This window comes from Pseudoalteromonas sp. TAE79 (genome assembly GCF_000498015.1).
GTDB lineage: Bacteria > Pseudomonadota > Gammaproteobacteria > Enterobacterales > Alteromonadaceae > Pseudoalteromonas.
Genome location: NZ_AUTL01000095.1, coordinates 1 through 16,672, shown reverse-complemented (window position 1 = coordinate 16,672; position 16,672 = coordinate 1). Strand labels below are relative to the sequence as shown.

Here is a 16,672-nt window from a genome sequence, read left to right as displayed (position 1 = left end):
GTGCGCGGTTTTGTAAATTATTTTAGTATAGCCAATTGTAAGCGAGAGCTAAAAGCCTTGGCAGGTTGGATCAGACGAAGACTAAGGGCAATACAGCTGAGGTTGTGGAAGAAGCCATCAAGGCTACATCGACGACTAAAGCAGTTAGGGAAAAAGCCACCGTTTAAGTTCATAAAGATGAACTCGTGGCGTAACTCACTAAGCCCTTTATCTTGTGTATCGATGCCAAACCAATGGTTTGAGGAGCTTGGTTTATATCCAATAGAAAAAGTGAATACGGGATGGCTTGCTTTATCAGCGTTTAGGAAATAAGTTGATAAAATGTGAAGGGTACAGGAGCCGTATACGAGGTCCGTACGTACGGTTCTGTGAGAGGGATGAGGCATAAGCCTCACCCTACTCGATGTAATAAACTAATTTTTTAAAATTTATTTATTACGGTTTTCTTTAGCAAATGCACGTATTTTACGCTTTTGCGACAATGTTACTTTATTAACACGACCAGCAAATGGGTTTTCACCTTCTCTAAATTCAATTTTGATTGGGGTGCCCATAATTTTAAGCGCTTTACGGTAGTAGTTCATCAGGTAGCGTTTATAACTATCTGGTAAATCATGAACTTGGTTACCGTGAATTACAATACGTGGTGGGTTATAACCACCGGCATGCGCATATTTAAGCTTAACACGGCGACCACGAACAAGTGGCGGTTGGTGATCGGCTTGAGCCATGTCCATAATTCGGCGCAGCATTGCTGTACTTATACGTTTAGTTGCCGACTCGTAAGCTTCGTCAACAGATTCGAATAAATGACCAACACCTGTACCGTGTAATGCAGATATAAAGTGTAGGCGTGCAAAGTCTATAAAACCTAAACGGCGATCGAGTTCTGTTTTAATACGGTCTTTAACGTAGTCGTCTAGGCCATCCCATTTGTTCACGGCGATAACCAATGAACGACCAGAGTTAAGCGCAAAACCAAGTAAGCTTAAATCTTGATCAGAAATACCATCACGCGCATCAACAACAAGTAAAACCACGTTACAATCTTCGATTGCTTGTAGTGTTTTAATTACTGAGAACTTTTCAACTACGTCACTGACTTTTTTACGTTTACGAACACCTGCGGTGTCAATTAACACATACTCTTTGTCGTTACGCGTCATTGGAATGTAAATAGAATCGCGTGTTGTACCTGGCATATCATATACAATTACACGATCTTCACCCAATATGCGGTTTGTAAGTGTTGACTTACCAACGTTAGGGCGACCAATAATAGCAAGCTTTACAGGTTTGTCTGCAAATGCCTGGTGATCGGTATCGCTGTCTTCATCTTCTTCGTAAAGATTAATAAGCTCTTCGTCATCGCCTGTTACGTCTTCGTCTTGTGCAGCTAATTCAGCGATAAGCGGCTGAAGTGTTTGCTCAAGTAATAACGTAATACCACGGCCATGCGATGCAGCAATATGATGAATTTCACCTAATGATAATTGGTAAAATTCAGCACAGTTTGAATCTGCATCAATACCATCGGTTTTATTGGCAACAACAAAACACTTTTTATCTTGTTTACGCAAGTGATTAGCAATGGCTTGGTCAGCTACGGTCATACCTACACGAGCATCTACTAAAAACAGAACAATGTCAGCTTCTTCAATAGCTAGCAGAGATTGATCTGCCATTTCGATTTCGATGCCTTCTTCTGAGCCATCAATACCGCCCGTGTCTACCACGATAAATTCATAGCCATCGTAACTAGCTTGGCCATATTTTCTATCTCGTGTTAAACCTGGAAAATCGGCTACGAGTGCATCACGAGTACGTGTTAAACGGTTAAATAATGTGGATTTGCCCACATTGGGTCGCCCAACTAGAGCGATCACGGGAAGCATAAACTACCTCTTTAAAAAACAACAAAAGGCTTCGCAGTGCGAAGCCTTAAAAAAACCATATGACTATTAGTAACTTAGTTTGGTATTTTTACCATACTAACTTCACCATCACGGGTGTATAAAATTAGCTTATCGTCGGCAACAACTGGCTCAACAAAAAAGCCCGAGCTGTCAAAGTCTTCACGAGATACTAGCTCGCCAGTTTCTTTATTTAGCCAATGTAGGTTACCTTCTTGGTCGCCTAAAGCTAAGTGGCTACCTGCAACTGCAGGGCCTGTTAGGTACCAACCGCGTAGAGCGGGTTGGCTCCAACGTTCAATACCTGAATTTTTATCTAATGCGTAAATAACACCATCGCTATCTACTAAATAAATTGTTTGTGCATCCATCGCAATTTCGCGGTAGCTGCTGTACTCGCGTTTCCATACAACATTGCCAGAGCGAATATCTACAGCGGCTAAGTTGCCGTTGTAAGCTATAGCGTAAGCGTATGGACCGCTAATAAGTGGTTGAGTGTCTACGTCAACTAGGCGTTCAAATTCTGATGCGCCTTTAGCAACCGCAATTTCTGCGCTCCATGCTGAGTAACCACTGTCTGAAATTAATACGCTTAGCTTGCCTGTTTCAAGGCCTACTAATACACCACCGTTAGCAACGGTTGGCGAGCTTTGTCCGCGTAATGTTAGTGGTGGAACTTCTTGTTCAAAGCTCCAACGCTCTTCGCCTGTATCTGGGTGAAGGGCTAACAATTTACCAGAGCCTAAATTTACAAATATTAAGCCATCGCCTGCTGTTGGTTTAGACAGAGATTCGCCTGGTACGTTTTTACGCCAAACTTCTTCACCAGTTTCGCGATCAAGAGCAATAATAAAGCCGTGTTCAGAACCAATATAAATTTTACCATAGGCTTGCAAAATACCACCTGATAATTTTGCATTACCGTTGTCAGCCCAAGGCCAAAACGATAAATCTTGGCGTACATCGGTTTCCCATTTTGTATCGCCATTATCAAGCGAAAGCGCTTCTACTTGGCCTTCGCGGCTAGCAACATACACAGTATCTTTGTAAACTGCGGGTGTTAAACGAGAAAAATAATGCTCTACGCCATCACCTACAGATTCTTGCCAAACAACGTCAGTTTCAAATTGGTTTACAATTTCAGGAAGTACTAGTTCATCTTCATCATCACTTGATGAACAACCCATCAATGTTGCCATACATAGGGCAAGGGCTGCTGTTGTAAATTTTTTCATGCCTAAAACCTTATGCCGCTGGGCTAGTTACTGCTAGGTCATCTAACTTAATTTGTAATAGTGGGTTACTTGTTAATCCACCCGCATCTATTGCTGCTTGGTATGCAGTACGTGCTTGATCTTTATTACCTTGCTCAGTGTAAATATCGCCTTTAAGCTCGGCCACGTTTGCATTGAACGCTTCAGGTAATGGTGCATTTAATGTTGTTAATGCATCGTCATATTTAGTTTGCGCAATTTGAACACGTGCTAAACGTGTAATCGCAATTGCTTTTAATTCTGTATTTGGCGTATTAGACACAACCCAGCTTAGCTTTTCGCTTGCTACGTCTAGTTTTTTCGCTTCTACTGCGTCTTTTGCAGCAACGAATGCAGCAAGTGTTGCGTAGTTTGTGTCTTTATTTTCGCTAATAAACGCATCAGCTGAAGATAATACATCGTCGCTTTCAACAAGCGCTGTATATGAATCTGATGCTTTTTCAGCGGTAGTAATTTGGTTTTGGTTATATGCTTTCCAGCCATATAAGCCACCTAGGCCAACAAGTATACCTAGCGCAAGTGAAATGCCGTTTTCACGGAAAAAGCGTTTAATGGCTTCTGCTTGTTGTTCTTCTGTTGAATAAATATCCATTCTTACCTCTAATGTTCGCTTAGCCGTTAATAAGCTCAGCTAATAGCGCTTTAGCTTGTTCTAATTCTAATGTGACTTGTTCTTTACGCTCGCGTAAATACTTGATGGTCACAACGCCTTTTTCTAATTCATCTTCACCAATAATCACTGCAACAAGTGCATCGCTTTTATCAGCACGTTTTAATTGTTTTTTAAAGTTGCCGCCGCCCGCATGTACCATAACGCGTAAACCCGGTACGTCTTTACGTAGCTGCGCTGCAATTGCAGGAGCTTGAATGCTTGCTTTGTCGCCCATTGCTGCTAAATATACATCAGCATTACGACGAATGTCACCTACACACTCAAGTGCTTGTAGTAATAATACTAAGCGCTCTAGACCCATTGCAAAACCAACTGCTGGCGTTGCTTTGCCGCCAAGTTGTTCAACTAAGCCATCGTAACGTCCGCCAGCACATACAGTGCCTTGTGCACCTAAACTGTCGGTTACCCATTCAAATACAGTGCGGTTGTAGTAGTCTAAACCACGTACTAACTTTTCATTAACCGTATATGAGACGCCAGCAGCGTCTAAACGTTCACATAAATTTGCAAAATGTTCTTTTGATTCAGCATCTAAGTTTTCAGACAATTTAGGTGCATCAGTTAAAATTGCTTGTACGTCTGGGTTTTTGCTATCAAGTACGCGTAATGGGTTTGAATACATACGACGTTTTGAGTCTTCATCAAGCACATCAATGTGTTGCTCAAGGTAGGCTACTAACGCATCACGGTAATCTGCACGCGCTTCGTTAGACCCTAAAGAATTTAGCTCCAAACGAACGTGTTCAGTAATACCAAAAGCTTCCCATAGTTGCGCTGTTAATAAAATAACTTCTGCGTCTATATCTGCTGTAGCAATACCAAATGTTTCTAAACCAAATTGGTGAAACTGACGGTAACGACCTTTTTGCGGACGCTCGTGACGAAACATTGGACCCATGTACCAAAGGCGTTGTTCTTGATTATATAGTAAGCCATTTTGGTTGCCAGCACGTACGCATACTGCGGTGCCTTCTGGGCGAAGTGTTAATAAGTCACCATTGCGATCGGCAAAGGTGTACATTTCTTTTTCTACTATATCGGTAACTTCACCAATAGAGCGTTTAAATAAGTCGGTTGATTCTACAATAGGAAAACGAATTTCTTGATAACCGAACGATGCTACTGTCTCGCGTAAAATGTTTTCTACTTTCTGCCAAACTTGTGTATCGCCCGGCAGACAATCGTTCATACCGCGAACTGCCTGAATTTGTTTTGCCACTGATAAATCCTAAATGCTGTTTTTTTTGTGTAATGAAAAATGCTTACACAACAAGAATGCTAAAAATTGACCCGCTATTATAGCGTTCTGATTATAAAGGTAAACGCCAAACACCGCTGTTTGGCGCTTTATGCGGTATTTATTCGACTATTTTTATGTCAATCGGTGTTTGGCTCTGCTTTTTCTCTATAAAGTCGCGTACATAACCCTCGAGTTGTTCAACAATATTGTTGTTATCGATACGCGCTTTTTGGCGTTCGCCATTAATATATAAGCCAGAACGACGATTTGCACCGGCAAGTCCTATATCACTAACTAGTGCTTCACCTGGGCCATTAACAACACAGCCAATTACCGAAACCGATACCGGTTCAATAATATCCTCTAAACGCTCTTCAAGTTGGTTCATGGTGCTTACTACATCAAACTCTTGACGTGAGCAGCTAGGGCAAGCAATAAAGTTAATACCGCGAGCCCGAATGCGTAGCGATTTTAAAATATCAAAGCCGACTTTAATTTCTTGAACAGGATCGGCAGCAAGCGACACTCGCAGTGTATCGCCAATACCTTCGGCAAGTAGCATACCTAGACCTACTGCTGATTTAACAGAACCTGAGCGCATGCCGCCCGCTTCGGTAATACCTAAGTGCAGTGGTTGGTCTATTTCTTTAGCTAGTAAGCGATACGCACCTACCGCTAAAAATACGTCTGATGCTTTTACCGATATTTTAAATTGGTCAAAATCAAGGCGGCGCAATATATCTACATGGCGCATAGCTGATTCTAATAAGGCTTCTGGTGTTGGTTCGCCGTATTTTTCTTGCAAGTCGCGCTCTAGTGAACCGCCATTTACACCAATACGAATAGGAATGTTATGCTCGCGTGCAGAATCGACCACGGCTCTTATACGCTCTTCGCTACCTATATTACCTGGGTTTATACGCAGGCAATCAACGCCGTATTTTGCCACTTTTAAGGCTATACGGTAATCAAAGTGAATATCGGCTACTAGCGGAATAGTCACTTGTTCTTTAATACTTTTAAACGCTTCTGCAGCGTCCATAGTCGGTACTGATACACGGACAATGTCGGCACCGGCATCTTGTATTGCCTGTATTTGTGCAACAGTTGCATCAACATCCATGGTGTCGGTGTTGGTCATTGATTGCACAGCAATAGGGGCGCCGTCACCAATAGGGACGTTACCTACATTGATACGGGTGGATTTTCTGCGTTTAATTGGAGATTCTGAAAACATAGCGACTACTCTGCTAGTGGTAATGTAAATTTGGCTAAACGGTTTTTAGGAAATGCAGAAACATCTACAGGTTCGCCGTTTAAAGTAATGTCTACAGCGTCATGCTTACCAAGCACAACTGAAAAAGGAGGCGTTCCGCTTACGGTCATAATGTAGCCTGCTTTTTTAACGCCGAATACTATTTTTTCGCCTTCGCCGTCGTAAATTTCAACCCAGCTTTCGCCGTTAAAGTTCATAACAATTGTACTGCTAGCATCTTCTTGGCTTGCGTTGTTAGAGGCAATAGGGGCCGTTTCTGTAACTGCTTCTGCGCTTGTTGATGTTTCACTAGAGGTACTTTGTGATTCTAATAATGATTCATCGTCAATTTCGGCTTGTTGCTGTTGCTCTGAAATACTGGGTTGAGCGGCTTGGCGCTCGCTCATTTTTGAGTTGGCAACGTTTATGTTACTCGTTTGCTCTTCAATTGGGGTGGCGTTTTGCCAAAACCATAAAGCAGATGAGCCAATAACAATCGCTAAAATTAAATAGCTGAAAAACATTAAACGGCTGTCATTAGCTTCTTTTTCTGTTCGACGCGAAAAGCTCTGCATATTAGCGGGCTTTGTTGGCTCCGGTGGTGCTGGCATCATCGCTAATATAGGTGTGCTATCTACTTTTAATTCACGGCAGTAGTTTTTTATATAGCCTTTAACAAAAGTTATTGGGCCTAGTAATATAAATTCATCATTCTCAAGGCGTTTAATTTGCAGCTCAGACAACTTTAACGGTGCAGCGATAGTCGCTATGCTAACGTTTGCTTGTTCTCTGTGATTTTTTAATATTTGGCCTACAGTTGGCTGTTCGCTCTGTGTTTGCGTATTTTCTTCATTCATAATGTGTATGAGTCTGGATCCACTAGTAAAAGTTTGTGCCCTGGTTTTAATGCTATATCAGGACTTAATTTATTCCATCGCATTAATTCATCAATTAATACATGCCGCTGGGTAGCTATATCGTAAAGGGAATCACCAGCTTTAATTTCGTAATAAATATTTGGATCGTTTAGGTATATTTTACTTCCATTCATTACCCGATCCGACTCTTTTAGACCATTCCATTGGAGGAGTTTTTGTAGTTTAACATTGTATCGCACCGAAATGCTAAATAGGTTTTCGCCAACAGCAATTACGTGAAATGGCACGCGTAAAGGCGATACTTTAGGGTTAAGCATGGGAAGCTCTGTTTTTTGTACTGCTTCGTAACTTTTAAATTCAATATCGACATCATTTTGATAGCTGCTATTTTCAAATACTGTTGTATTTTTAGTCGCTTCGTAGAATACCACGTCACTACTATTTTTTTGTGCAGTAACTGCGGGGGCTGAATTACTATAGTTACTAGTTTGCTGCGAATTAAACTGGCCTGTTTTAGGTGCACCAAACGAAATTATTGTTACTTCGTCATCAGCCTTAGTTGCTTGCTTTGCTACTACAGCTGCTTTTTGAGGTTCGTAAGCAGGCTTAGACTTTTCAGGAACTGCTCCTATTGAATCAGCAGAGTCGTGTTCAGTAGTAAGTGCAAGCATAACAGCNCGATGTATCGGTAGGTTTACTTGGCACAACGGCTTTAGAAGTCACTACTTTAGAAACTTCTACTTTTTGAGCTGTTGCTTGTTTTGCTATTACGGCTGTTTTGTCGACTTGCTTAGTGGCCGCATTTTGGGCTGCCTCAACTTGCTCTTCTCTTGCTATAACCGGGTTTACATCTTGGTTATTTACTGTTGCGAGTTTTTTATCTGTTTTTTGCTCATTGTTTGTTACTAAGCTTGTTGAACCGTCTTGTGATGAACGTTTTTTTCTAATTACTTTTATTTTTGGCTTCGAACTAACGTGTGCGCCGCTTTCATCATTTTTTAGTTCTTTTAACTGCGCTTTACGGTATTTTTCTCGCAGTATTTCAAACTCATTAAAACGTGTTCTTTTCTCTTTTAATGCATAGGCTTCGTTGCTGGTTGAGTAAGTTTGTAAAATAGTGCTGGAAATTTTTTCAGCCTCTTCTATTCTGCCCATTCTGTTTTTTACAAGGTAGCTAAGCATTAATGCACGAGAAGATACTCGTCCCGTACTGTCGTAGCGTTTTAAAAGTTCACTGGCTTTGTATAAGTCACTTTTTGCGTAATACAGTGCAGCTAAGCTAATTAACGTAGATGTACGTTGAGAACTGTGATTAAGTGCTTGTTGAAAATAGCTTTCTGCATTTTCAAAATCATCAAACTCAATGGCACATAAGGCTAAATTTTCGTAACTTTCGGCAACGCGAATATAGCTTGGTACTTCAATGGCTTTTAAAAATTGATCTGTAGCACGATCGTATTCATCGATACCACATAAAAACACACCGTAGTTATTAAGGGTATTAGGATCGTCAGGCTTTATTTCGAGTGCTTTTTGGTAGGCTTTATCAGCTAGCGGGTTTTCGCCTACTTGTTGATAGTAATAAGCAAGAGAGTAATGTACTTCAGGTAGGTCAGGAGCAAATGCAGCTGCACGTTCTAAATTGTATTTGGCTTGTGAGTTGTTACCCGTTTTTAAATACTGTAGGGCTAAAGCAATTCGTGTTCGTGCTGCGCCAGTATTGTTAATTTTATTTTCGACGACGGGTTTATTACTGCCGTTATAACTACTTTCGCTAACACAGCCACTTAAGGCAAGTGTGGATAGTGTTATAGCAAGTATAGATCGCATTACCTTATCTCTTTATTTTTAGTCCATGGCGCCTATCTTACCTAAAACCTTTAGTCTTGCATCATTTATTTAAAAATAAACAACTTAACCACCCTACGTGACTAATTCCTGTAGGGTGGCTACAGATTATGCTTGGTGGATATTAACGCTAATCGCGTTATCGTCACGCATTTTCTTTTTAGCTAAACGTTTAGTACGGTCAACTACGTCACCTACTAACTGTCCGCAGGCTGCGTCAATGTCGTCCCCGCGAGTACGACGAACAATACAGGTAACGCCCGCTGCTTGTAATACTTTTGAAAAGCGGTCAATGCGACTATTACTTGAACGCGTATATTCATTCCCCGGAAACGGGTTAAACGGAATAAGGTTGACCTTACAAGGTGTGCCTTTTAACGTTTGCACTAGTGCATGAGCCTGATCGGTGCTGTCGTTAATGCCATTAAGCATAACGTATTCAACTGTGACGTCTTTATTGGCTTTCGAACCATCGATGTAACGACGACACGAGGCTAAAAACTCTTCAATAGGGTACTTTTTATTAACCGGTACTAAAATGTCACGCAGTGCGTTGTCTGGTGCGTGAAGTGAAATAGCAAGTGCTACGTCAATTTTCTCTTTTAATAAATCAAGAGCAGGCACAACCCCTGAAGTACTTAATGTTACGCGGCGCTTAGATAAACCAAAGCCCCAGTCGTCCATCATTAGTTCCATTGCTGGCACTACGTTTTTAAGATTAAGTAAAGGCTCGCCCATACCCATCATTACAACGTTAGTTACAGGGCGCTTTTCGCTATGACCATCAAGGCCTATATCTTTAGCTACACGCCAAACTTGACCAATAATTTCAGATACTTTTAAGTTACGGTTAAAGCCTTGTTGAGCAGTAGAACAAAAAGTACACTCAAGAGCACAACCCACTTGTGATGATACACATAAAGTAGCGCGCTCTTTTTCAGGGATCCATACAGCTTCTACTTCTTGGCCGCCTTCCAAAATAAGTGCGTACTTAATAGTACCGTCGCTTGCTTGTTGGCGAACTGTAATTTCTGGCGCTACAATTTCGCACTCAGCTTTAAGTTTTTCTTTAAGTTTTTTGTTTACGTTACTCATTTCGTCGAAGTTATCTACGCCAAAATGATAAATCCATTTCATCACCTGGTCACTACGAAACGGCTTTTCACCGAACGATGCAAATAGCTCGCGCATTGCATCTCGGTTTAAATCTAATAAGTTAATCTTTTTTTGCTCGGTCATGAAACAACCTCAATCGGTGACGGTGGAGATAAAAATTTACGAGGACGAATTGTACACAATTCACTCACTTTAATCATTAAGTAAAATATCAAAAAATGCACTTATGGATACTTTGCGTAATGACTAAAAAAGGGCCCGAAAGCCCTTTTCATTTTGTTAACGAATTCGAATTAACGAGTACGTGAACAAAGCTCTTCGTCAGCGAAGAAGTACGCGATTTCGCGAGCAGCAGATTCAACAGCATCAGAACCGTGAACAGCGTTTTCGTCGATGCTATCAGCGTAGTCTGCACGTAAAGTGCCAGCTAGTGCTTCAGCAGGGTTAGTAGCACCCATGATTTCACGGTTTTTAAGAACAGCGTTTTCGCCTTCAAGAACTGTAACCATTACTGGACCAGATGTCATGAAAGATACTAAAGCGCCAAAGAAAGGACGTTCGCTATGTTCTGCGTAGAAACCTTCAGCTTTCTCTTGTGAAAGGTGAACCATTTTAGCTGCAACGATTTTAAGGCCAGCAGTTTCGAAACGGTTGTAGATAGCGCCAATGTGGTTTTTAGCAACTGCATCAGGTTTTACGATTGAGAAAGTACGCTCTAAAGCCATCTTTATGCTCCAATAATTTTAAGTAAAAGTGTGAATATTAACGGGCGCGAATTATACGCGTTTTAAGTGAAAAATCCTAATTTTATTAAAAACCAGTTTGATTGCAGTTTTGTGATCTCGATCAAAAGCAAATTGCTAATCGAACTTATACTGCCGCGCTTATAAATTAATTAATCATACAACTGGCTTAAACCCAGTTCGATGTATGGAGCGCACATGTTACCAACTACCTCTTCAACGCCTTTTATTCCTGAATTACTATGCCCCGCAGGCAGTTTAAAAAACATGCGCTACGCTTTTGCTTATGGCGCAGATGCGGTTTATGCAGGGCAGCCTCGCTATAGTTTGCGTGTGCGCAATAACGAGTTTGACCTAGATACTCTGCAAGTAGGAATTAGTGAAGCGCATGCGCAAAATAAAAAGTTTTATGTGGTGTCTAATATTGCACCGCACAACGCTAAAGTTAAATCGTATTTACGTGATATAGAACCGGTTATAGCTATGGGGCCCGATGCGCTAATTATGTCAGACCCTGGTTTAATTATGCTTGTTCGTGAAAAATGGCCTGCTATGCCTATTCACTTGTCGGTGCAAGCAAATGCGGTAAATTACGCGAGTGTACAATTTTGGGCAAAGCAGGGGATTGAACGTGTTATTTTATCACGGGAGCTGTCGCTCGAAGAAATAACTGAAATTCGTGCTTTGTGCCCTAATACTGAGCTTGAAGTATTTGTACATGGTGCGCTTTGTATGGCGTATTCGGGGCGTTGTTTACTCTCTGGTTATATAAATAAGCGCGACCCAAACCAAGGTACATGCACTAATGCATGTCGTTGGGATTACGATGTAAAACCTGGTGTTGAGAACGAAACCGGCGAAATGGTACATAAAATTGATCCCAAACAGGTTATTCCTACACTGGGCGAAGGTGCGCCGAGTAACGATGTATTTATGTTAGAGGAACAAGGTCGCCCTGGAGAGTATATGCCTGCATTTGAGGATGAGCACGGCACGTATATTATGAACTCAAAAGATTTACGCGCTGTGCAATACGTAGAGCAGTTAATAAAAATGGGTGTACATAGTTTAAAAATAGAAGGGCGTACTAAGTCATTTTATTATGTAGCGCGCACAGCACAAGTTTATCGTAAAGCAATAGACGACGCGGCTTCGGGTAAACCATTTGATACTAACTTATTTAAAACACTCGAAAATCTAGCACATCGGGGCTATACCGAAGGCTTTTTAAAACGCCATGCCCATCAAGATTATCAAAACTATGAGTACGGTCATTCTGTATCAACTAAACAGCAATTTGTGGGAGAAGTACTTGGGCGCGACGAAAATGGCTTAGTTGAAATTGACGTTAAAAATAAATTTTGTACAGGCCACTCCTTAGAGCTTATGACACCACAAGGTAACATTACTTTTAGGCTTGAATATATGGAAAACAAAAAGGGTGAAATTATTAGCGATGCTAAGGGCTCTGGTCACATTGTAAAAATCGCACTAGATGAGGGGATTAACTTAGAACACGCTATTTTAATGCGTAACCTTGATGAGCACCAAGATACACGTAATCCATTTAAACAAGCTGTTTAGCTACAGCTGAATATAGTTTTTTCAAAAAACTCGGGGTTATAAAAACCCCGAGTTTGCGAATTTATTTAAAATAATATTAATTATTTTTCAAGTTTCTTTAGCTTATCTCTTCGCTCTTTACGTTTTTGTTTTAATGTTTTGCTTGCATGCTTTTTAGGTTTTTCTTTACTCATTAAAAATAACTCCAATTAAATATATAAAATTAATAAATAAAAATTGAAATAATTTACTCTATATTTCCTCCTTAATATTAATGGCTATTATTTCCCAAAGGTGGGATTCCCCAGCTTCTTTATATTCAATAATATGATTTATTTTATGCCCTAAAAGAGCGACCCCAAGAGGAGAGTGAAATGATACGTCACTAATAAAGTGCCTTCGTTGGCTTGGAGGCACTAAAGTTATGCGGCGCTTAAAACCGGTGGTTATATTTTTAATGACCACCGTGCTATTAATTTGTACATGTGGATTGAATTTTGACCAAGGCCGCTGTGAATACTCGACTTCTTGTAGTAAATACGCAAGCTTCAGCGGTTGTAATAGTACCGCTGCGTCTGTGAAGTCATTTTTAGACAGGAAAGATTTTTTACGCTCGAACAGAAAAGAAAGCACGGACTAATCCCCACAAAAACTAAATCGAATTTAAATATATTAAGGTACAGTGTAACTGCCGAGTGTAAGGGTTACACTCGGCTTAAATTCCGAAGGTGGTATTTGTTTTTAGCAGGTATGTGATTAAAGTAAACATATTGTCCTCTTTGTTTAAATCAATCATATTGAGTTTAAAAATAAAGTCAATTGAGTTTTAGGTTAAAAATATATTGTCGATATAATGACAGTTTAAAACTGTTTTTTATGTTTTTATAAATTCGTTATTTTTCACTGAAGTGTTGTTATTTCTGTGTGTTAGTTGCTCACTATGTGATTGAAGTTAATCGACTAAATTGTTAAGTGCTATTTATGAGATCTATAGTGCCACTTATGCATGTTTATAATATTTATAGATTAAATATACTGGTGTTGTTGTTTATTAAAGTGTAATTGTGTGGCTAGTATTTTATTATGTGAAGCCTAAGCTGCTTATTTTATAGAGTAGAAGCTAGGTATCGGGTAACGCTCTTGTAGTGGCTACGTGTTTTACAGCTGAACCTTTATGTAATAGTTACTCCATTCAACAATGTTAAATAACCACTTTTTATTCGGGTTTATCAAAGTAAATTATAAAGGGTCTCATTTATATGTGGATAATTTTTGCATTACTCGCCACTGTTTTTTTTGGTGCGCGAGGAATAATGTACCAATGGACGTCGCAAAAAAAGATTAATCGTAATCTATTATTATTCGGTGTTTTTTTTGTAGGGTTCATAATTAGCGCGCTAGGTACTGTAATATTTGAACACACATGGTACGGCTGGGCTGACATTACTGTTGGACTCGCTTTAGGTTTTGGATCTTTTGCGGCTAATGGGTTTTTGCACAAAGGGTTTTCGGTTGGGAAAGCGTCTTTAATTAGCATCCTGTCGGGGTTAACGCCTTTATTTGTGCTTTTATTTGCCTTTTTATTATGGCAAGAAACCTTAACTGTTATTCAATTAATCGGCTTTTTTATTATTTTTGGCGGTCTTTATATTATTCGCTATTCCAGCGATATCTCATTAAGTAATTTACAAGGTGCGCAATGGGGATTACTCGCGGCACTGTCCTTTGCGTTTAATGATTTAATGGGTAAGCAATCAACGCTTCTTGAGGCGGATACGTTTGCAACTTTAACGTCTATGTTTGGTTTTGGTAGCTTTCTTTTTGCCGTTAGTTGGTTAGTAAAGCGTAAAAAAATGCTAGCAGAGCAAGGCTCTTCTCAAGCGTATTGGTCTGCCGGTAAAACATTTTCGTGCGGGTTACTTATTGGTTTAACAAATGTAGCTGGCATGGTTGCAATAATATCGGCTTTTGCTATTGGTAATACAGGGTTAGTTTCAGCGATTTCAGGTATGAATATTTTAATTATTTTGTTGTACTCACGCATCATTCTAAAAGAGTCTTTTACACGGCAAGAAGTTATAGGATTAACAACGGCATTTTTAGGTGTAATTGTACTAAGGCTTAGTTTTTAAAAGATGAATTAGCTTAATTACTTTGCTGTAAAAAGCATACACTGCTACCTATTAGTAAAGTGTTGCAGTGTATGCTCTATCAGTAAACGCACTCGATAAGGGATTTGTTTTCTGTCGCGATAAAGCATAGAAAATGGCTGTCCTTTGCTTTGCCAATCAGGAAGAATGCGTTTAAGCATCCCGGCTTTAATAAGTGGTAATGCTATATAATCAGGGATGTAGCTAATACCCACACCAGACTCAACTGCTTGTTTCATCATTTGAATTTCATCAACTTCCAATCGAACATGTGTGTTTGGATTAAAACTGTACTCTTCGCTCGTTTGCTGATTGTTTAATTGCCACGGAACCAACCCAACGCACGTAATTTTTGGGTGCTGCTCTAATTGTTTAGGATGAGTGATGGATTGATAATCATGGTCTGGGTGAGCACAAAGCACATTATGAGTAAGTCTAAGCTCTCTAATAACCCAATAATCAATGGCAGGGTTTCTTACTCTAAATGCTATATCAATCCCTTCTTTTTCAATATCAATAAGGTTATTTGAAAAGCGTAAATCTAGTTGAATATCGGGATACTGCAGTAAAAAATCACAAAAAATAGCACTTAAAAAATGTTTACCCATGTAAATGGGGGCACAGATCCTAATTTTCCCTTTAGGTTGGTCTTTTTCATCACAAAGTGCTTGCTCGATACACCTAAGGGATCCCCAAAAATAATTATTAAATTTCAATCACATCACTCACATCCATATTTTTCCAATCGAGTTGCACTACCACCTGTACGAAATAGGCTAGCCCTTCCAAGTAATCTCGCCGCCGCAGCTTAATGGACTGTTTTTTGAAGTATCGCAACCCAACAAATGCCCATGACACTACTCGCCTGTTTTTGCTTGAGTTAGCTTGAAAAGCCCCTGTCTTTCCTGCTTTGTCTATCACAGCACCCAGCATCATTGAGAACCAATGAGCCAATGTTGCGAGCAGTAAAAGTATGTCTAATCGATAGAGTTTGTTCGTTCTGTGCAGATCTGAGCCTAAGCCGAACCTAACACTTTTTTGGTCTCGAAACCCTGCCTCTATCTGCATTCTCATTCCATATAGCTTGAGCACCTTTTCGAGAAAGTGGTGTCTTTTTGGAAGAGAAGAAACGAGTAGCCAAGGCTCCTTATAACCGCGTTTTTTATCTCTTTTTAATAACTTATGTCCCTTGCCAACCAACACTGCATGAGTTTGATATTTTGCACTTTTGGTCAGCTCGGTCGCGCCAAGATACTGGCTCTTACGCTGATTGTTCTTGAATAGTGACTGGCATGGAATAAACTCATCGCTGTCCTGCGTTTTCAAATGTGCCGTACCACGAACCCGACTAATATAATGCCAGCCATTGTTCCGCACGGCTTTGAGCCAGGGGACTTTAAAGCCCGCATCCGTCACAATCACGGGGCGGCAATCACTCGGCAAGATCAGTTTGAGCATCTTTAAAAACCGTTTTTGCACTTTTGGGCAATGATATTGAAAGCTGAATGCACTTTCCTGATACAGGGTTAAAGAGCGACCTTCACTGACAATGCTGGCACGCAGAATACAGTATTTGGTTTGTGTATCAGCATGGCTCCAATCGACCAAAATGACGGGATGCTTTTCAGTGACCACAAAACGGGTTAAGCGAACATAAACCGATATCGATTCACGCAAAAGCTCATTGTTACTGAGTAGTCGGTCAATACGTTTAATATCATGTTTTTCAGTTGTTTTTGAATCCAAATTGCGGCCGATAGACGTCAAGGTGCATTGCTGACAGTGCAAAAGAGATTTAACGGCAGCGACTAGAGTATTAAATCTGGCTTTATGAATAGAGTTAGGGGTGACAGCGCGGAGCATATTGTGCAAAATAGTAGACGCATTCATGGTGTTTAGTTCTGTTGTTTTTAAGCGATTCATAAGATCACAAAACACCATGAATGTTCCCTCACTACCCACATTTTTTAATACTGTTAGTTCATTGATATGTAAAGGCTAATTCTGGGGATACTTTAG

Annotated in this window: 14 protein-coding genes and 1 pseudogene; 3 read left to right on the top strand and 12 right to left on the bottom strand. The window is 40.2% G+C overall.

From position 1 onward, the window contains the following. Positions 1–312: group II intron maturase-specific domain-containing protein (locus L655_RS0104840; RefSeq protein ID WP_024605253.1), on the top strand; the 312-nt coding region annotated here is incomplete at its 5' end. Between the two features lie 116 nt (positions 313–428). Here L655_RS0104840 and der read toward each other — a convergent pair. The 9 genes and pseudogenes from der to ndk form a co-directional block, all read right to left on the bottom strand. Continuing rightward, entirely contained in the window at positions 429–1,895 is a 1,467-nt protein-coding gene (gene der / locus L655_RS0104835; protein WP_024604285.1) for a ribosome biogenesis GTPase Der, read from the bottom strand. A 74-nt stretch (positions 1,896–1,969) separates the two neighbouring features. Next, the gene (bamB, locus tag L655_RS0104830; RefSeq protein WP_007583433.1) at positions 1,970–3,148 is read right to left on the bottom strand and encodes an outer membrane protein assembly factor BamB; all 1,179 of its coding nucleotides are present in this window, start codon (positions 3,146–3,148) and stop codon (positions 1,970–1,972) included. A gap of 10 nt (positions 3,149–3,158) precedes the next feature. Further along, positions 3,159–3,779, bottom strand: a complete 621-nt coding sequence (locus L655_RS0104825) for a tetratricopeptide repeat protein (RefSeq protein WP_007583431.1) — start codon at positions 3,777–3,779, stop codon at positions 3,159–3,161. 19 nt (positions 3,780–3,798) lie between these two features. Then, positions 3,799–5,079: a histidine--tRNA ligase gene (hisS, locus tag L655_RS0104820; RefSeq protein ID WP_024604284.1), complete on the bottom strand. Its 1,281-nt coding sequence runs from the start codon at positions 5,077–5,079 to the stop codon at positions 3,799–3,801. A gap of 139 nt (positions 5,080–5,218) precedes the next feature. Continuing rightward, positions 5,219–6,337, bottom strand: a complete 1,119-nt coding sequence (ispG, locus tag L655_RS0104815; protein ID WP_024604283.1) for a flavodoxin-dependent (E)-4-hydroxy-3-methylbut-2-enyl-diphosphate synthase — start codon at positions 6,335–6,337, stop codon at positions 5,219–5,221. A gap of 5 nt (positions 6,338–6,342) precedes the next feature. Continuing rightward, a complete protein-coding gene (locus L655_RS0104810) occupies positions 6,343–7,212 on the bottom strand; it encodes a RodZ domain-containing protein (protein WP_024604282.1) in 870 nt (289 codons plus the stop codon). Then, positions 7,209–9,063, bottom strand: a pseudogene (gene pilW / locus L655_RS01000000125095) (type IV pilus biogenesis/stability protein PilW). Before pilW ends, L655_RS0104810 begins: the two are co-directional and overlap by 4 nt. Before the next feature lie 126 nt (positions 9,064–9,189). Next, the gene (locus L655_RS0104800) at positions 9,190–10,320 is read right to left on the bottom strand and encodes a bifunctional tRNA (adenosine(37)-C2)-methyltransferase TrmG/ribosomal RNA large subunit methyltransferase RlmN (protein ID WP_024597874.1); all 1,131 of its coding nucleotides are present in this window, start codon (positions 10,318–10,320) and stop codon (positions 9,190–9,192) included. Between the two features lie 170 nt (positions 10,321–10,490). Beyond that, positions 10,491–10,922, bottom strand: coding sequence for a nucleoside-diphosphate kinase (ndk, locus tag L655_RS0104795; protein ID WP_002961288.1), 432 nt, complete (start codon positions 10,920–10,922; stop codon positions 10,491–10,493). 216 nt (positions 10,923–11,138) lie between these two features. Between ndk and yegQ the strand changes: the two genes are divergently transcribed. Further along, positions 11,139–12,524 carry a tRNA 5-hydroxyuridine modification protein YegQ gene (yegQ, locus tag L655_RS0104790; protein WP_024604281.1) on the top strand — a complete coding sequence of 462 codons (1,386 nt, stop codon included), beginning with the start codon at positions 11,139–11,141 and terminating at the stop codon, positions 12,522–12,524. Positions 12,525–12,755: 231 nt separating this feature from the next. Here the strand turns inward: yegQ and L655_RS0104780 are convergent, their stop codons facing one another. Next, positions 12,756–13,136, bottom strand: a complete 381-nt coding sequence (locus tag L655_RS0104780) for a GreA/GreB family elongation factor (protein ID WP_024604280.1) — start codon at positions 13,134–13,136, stop codon at positions 12,756–12,758. Positions 13,137–13,762: 626 nt separating this feature from the next. On the opposite strand from L655_RS0104780, the gene L655_RS0104775 reads away from it, so the two are divergent. Further along, entirely contained in the window at positions 13,763–14,635 is an 873-nt protein-coding gene (locus L655_RS0104775) for a DMT family transporter (protein ID WP_010554966.1), read from the top strand. A 44-nt stretch (positions 14,636–14,679) separates the two neighbouring features. Here L655_RS0104775 and L655_RS0104770 read toward each other — a convergent pair whose 3' ends face one another. After that, positions 14,680–15,369 (bottom strand): substrate binding domain-containing protein, encoded by a 690-nt coding sequence (locus tag L655_RS0104770; RefSeq protein WP_024604279.1) that lies wholly within the window; start codon positions 15,367–15,369, stop codon positions 14,680–14,682. Then, positions 15,359–16,576, bottom strand: coding sequence for an IS4 family transposase (locus tag L655_RS0104765; protein WP_125825536.1), 1,218 nt, complete (start codon positions 16,574–16,576; stop codon positions 15,359–15,361). Before L655_RS0104765 ends, L655_RS0104770 begins: the two co-directional genes overlap by 11 nt. Positions 16,577–16,672: the final 96 nt, after the last annotated feature.

Coding starts and splice junctions, on each gene's coding strand:
- der (WP_024604285.1), bottom strand. CDS start 1,895: ATGCTTCCCGTGATCGCTCTAGTTGGGCGACCCAATGTGGGCAAATCC.
- bamB (WP_007583433.1), bottom strand. CDS start 3,148: ATGAAAAAATTTACAACAGCAGCCCTTGCCCTATGTATGGCAACATTG.
- L655_RS0104825 (WP_007583431.1), bottom strand. CDS start 3,779: ATGGATATTTATTCAACAGAAGAACAACAAGCAGAAGCCATTAAACGC.
- ispG (WP_024604283.1), bottom strand. CDS start 6,337: ATGTTTTCAGAATCTCCAATTAAACGCAGAAAATCCACCCGTATCAAT.
- L655_RS0104810 (WP_024604282.1), bottom strand. CDS start 7,212: ATGAATGAAGAAAATACGCAAACACAGAGCGAACAGCCAACTGTAGGC.
- L655_RS0104800 (WP_024597874.1), bottom strand. CDS start 10,320: ATGACCGAGCAAAAAAAGATTAACTTATTAGATTTAAACCGAGATGCA.
- ndk (WP_002961288.1), bottom strand. CDS start 10,922: ATGGCTTTAGAGCGTACTTTCTCAATCGTAAAACCTGATGCAGTTGCT.
- yegQ (WP_024604281.1), top strand. CDS start 11,139: ATGTTACCAACTACCTCTTCAACGCCTTTTATTCCTGAATTACTATGC.
- L655_RS0104775 (WP_010554966.1), top strand. CDS start 13,763: ATGTGGATAATTTTTGCATTACTCGCCACTGTTTTTTTTGGTGCGCGA.
- L655_RS0104765 (WP_125825536.1), bottom strand. CDS start 16,576: ATGAATCGCTTAAAAACAACAGAACTAAACACCATGAATGCGTCTACT.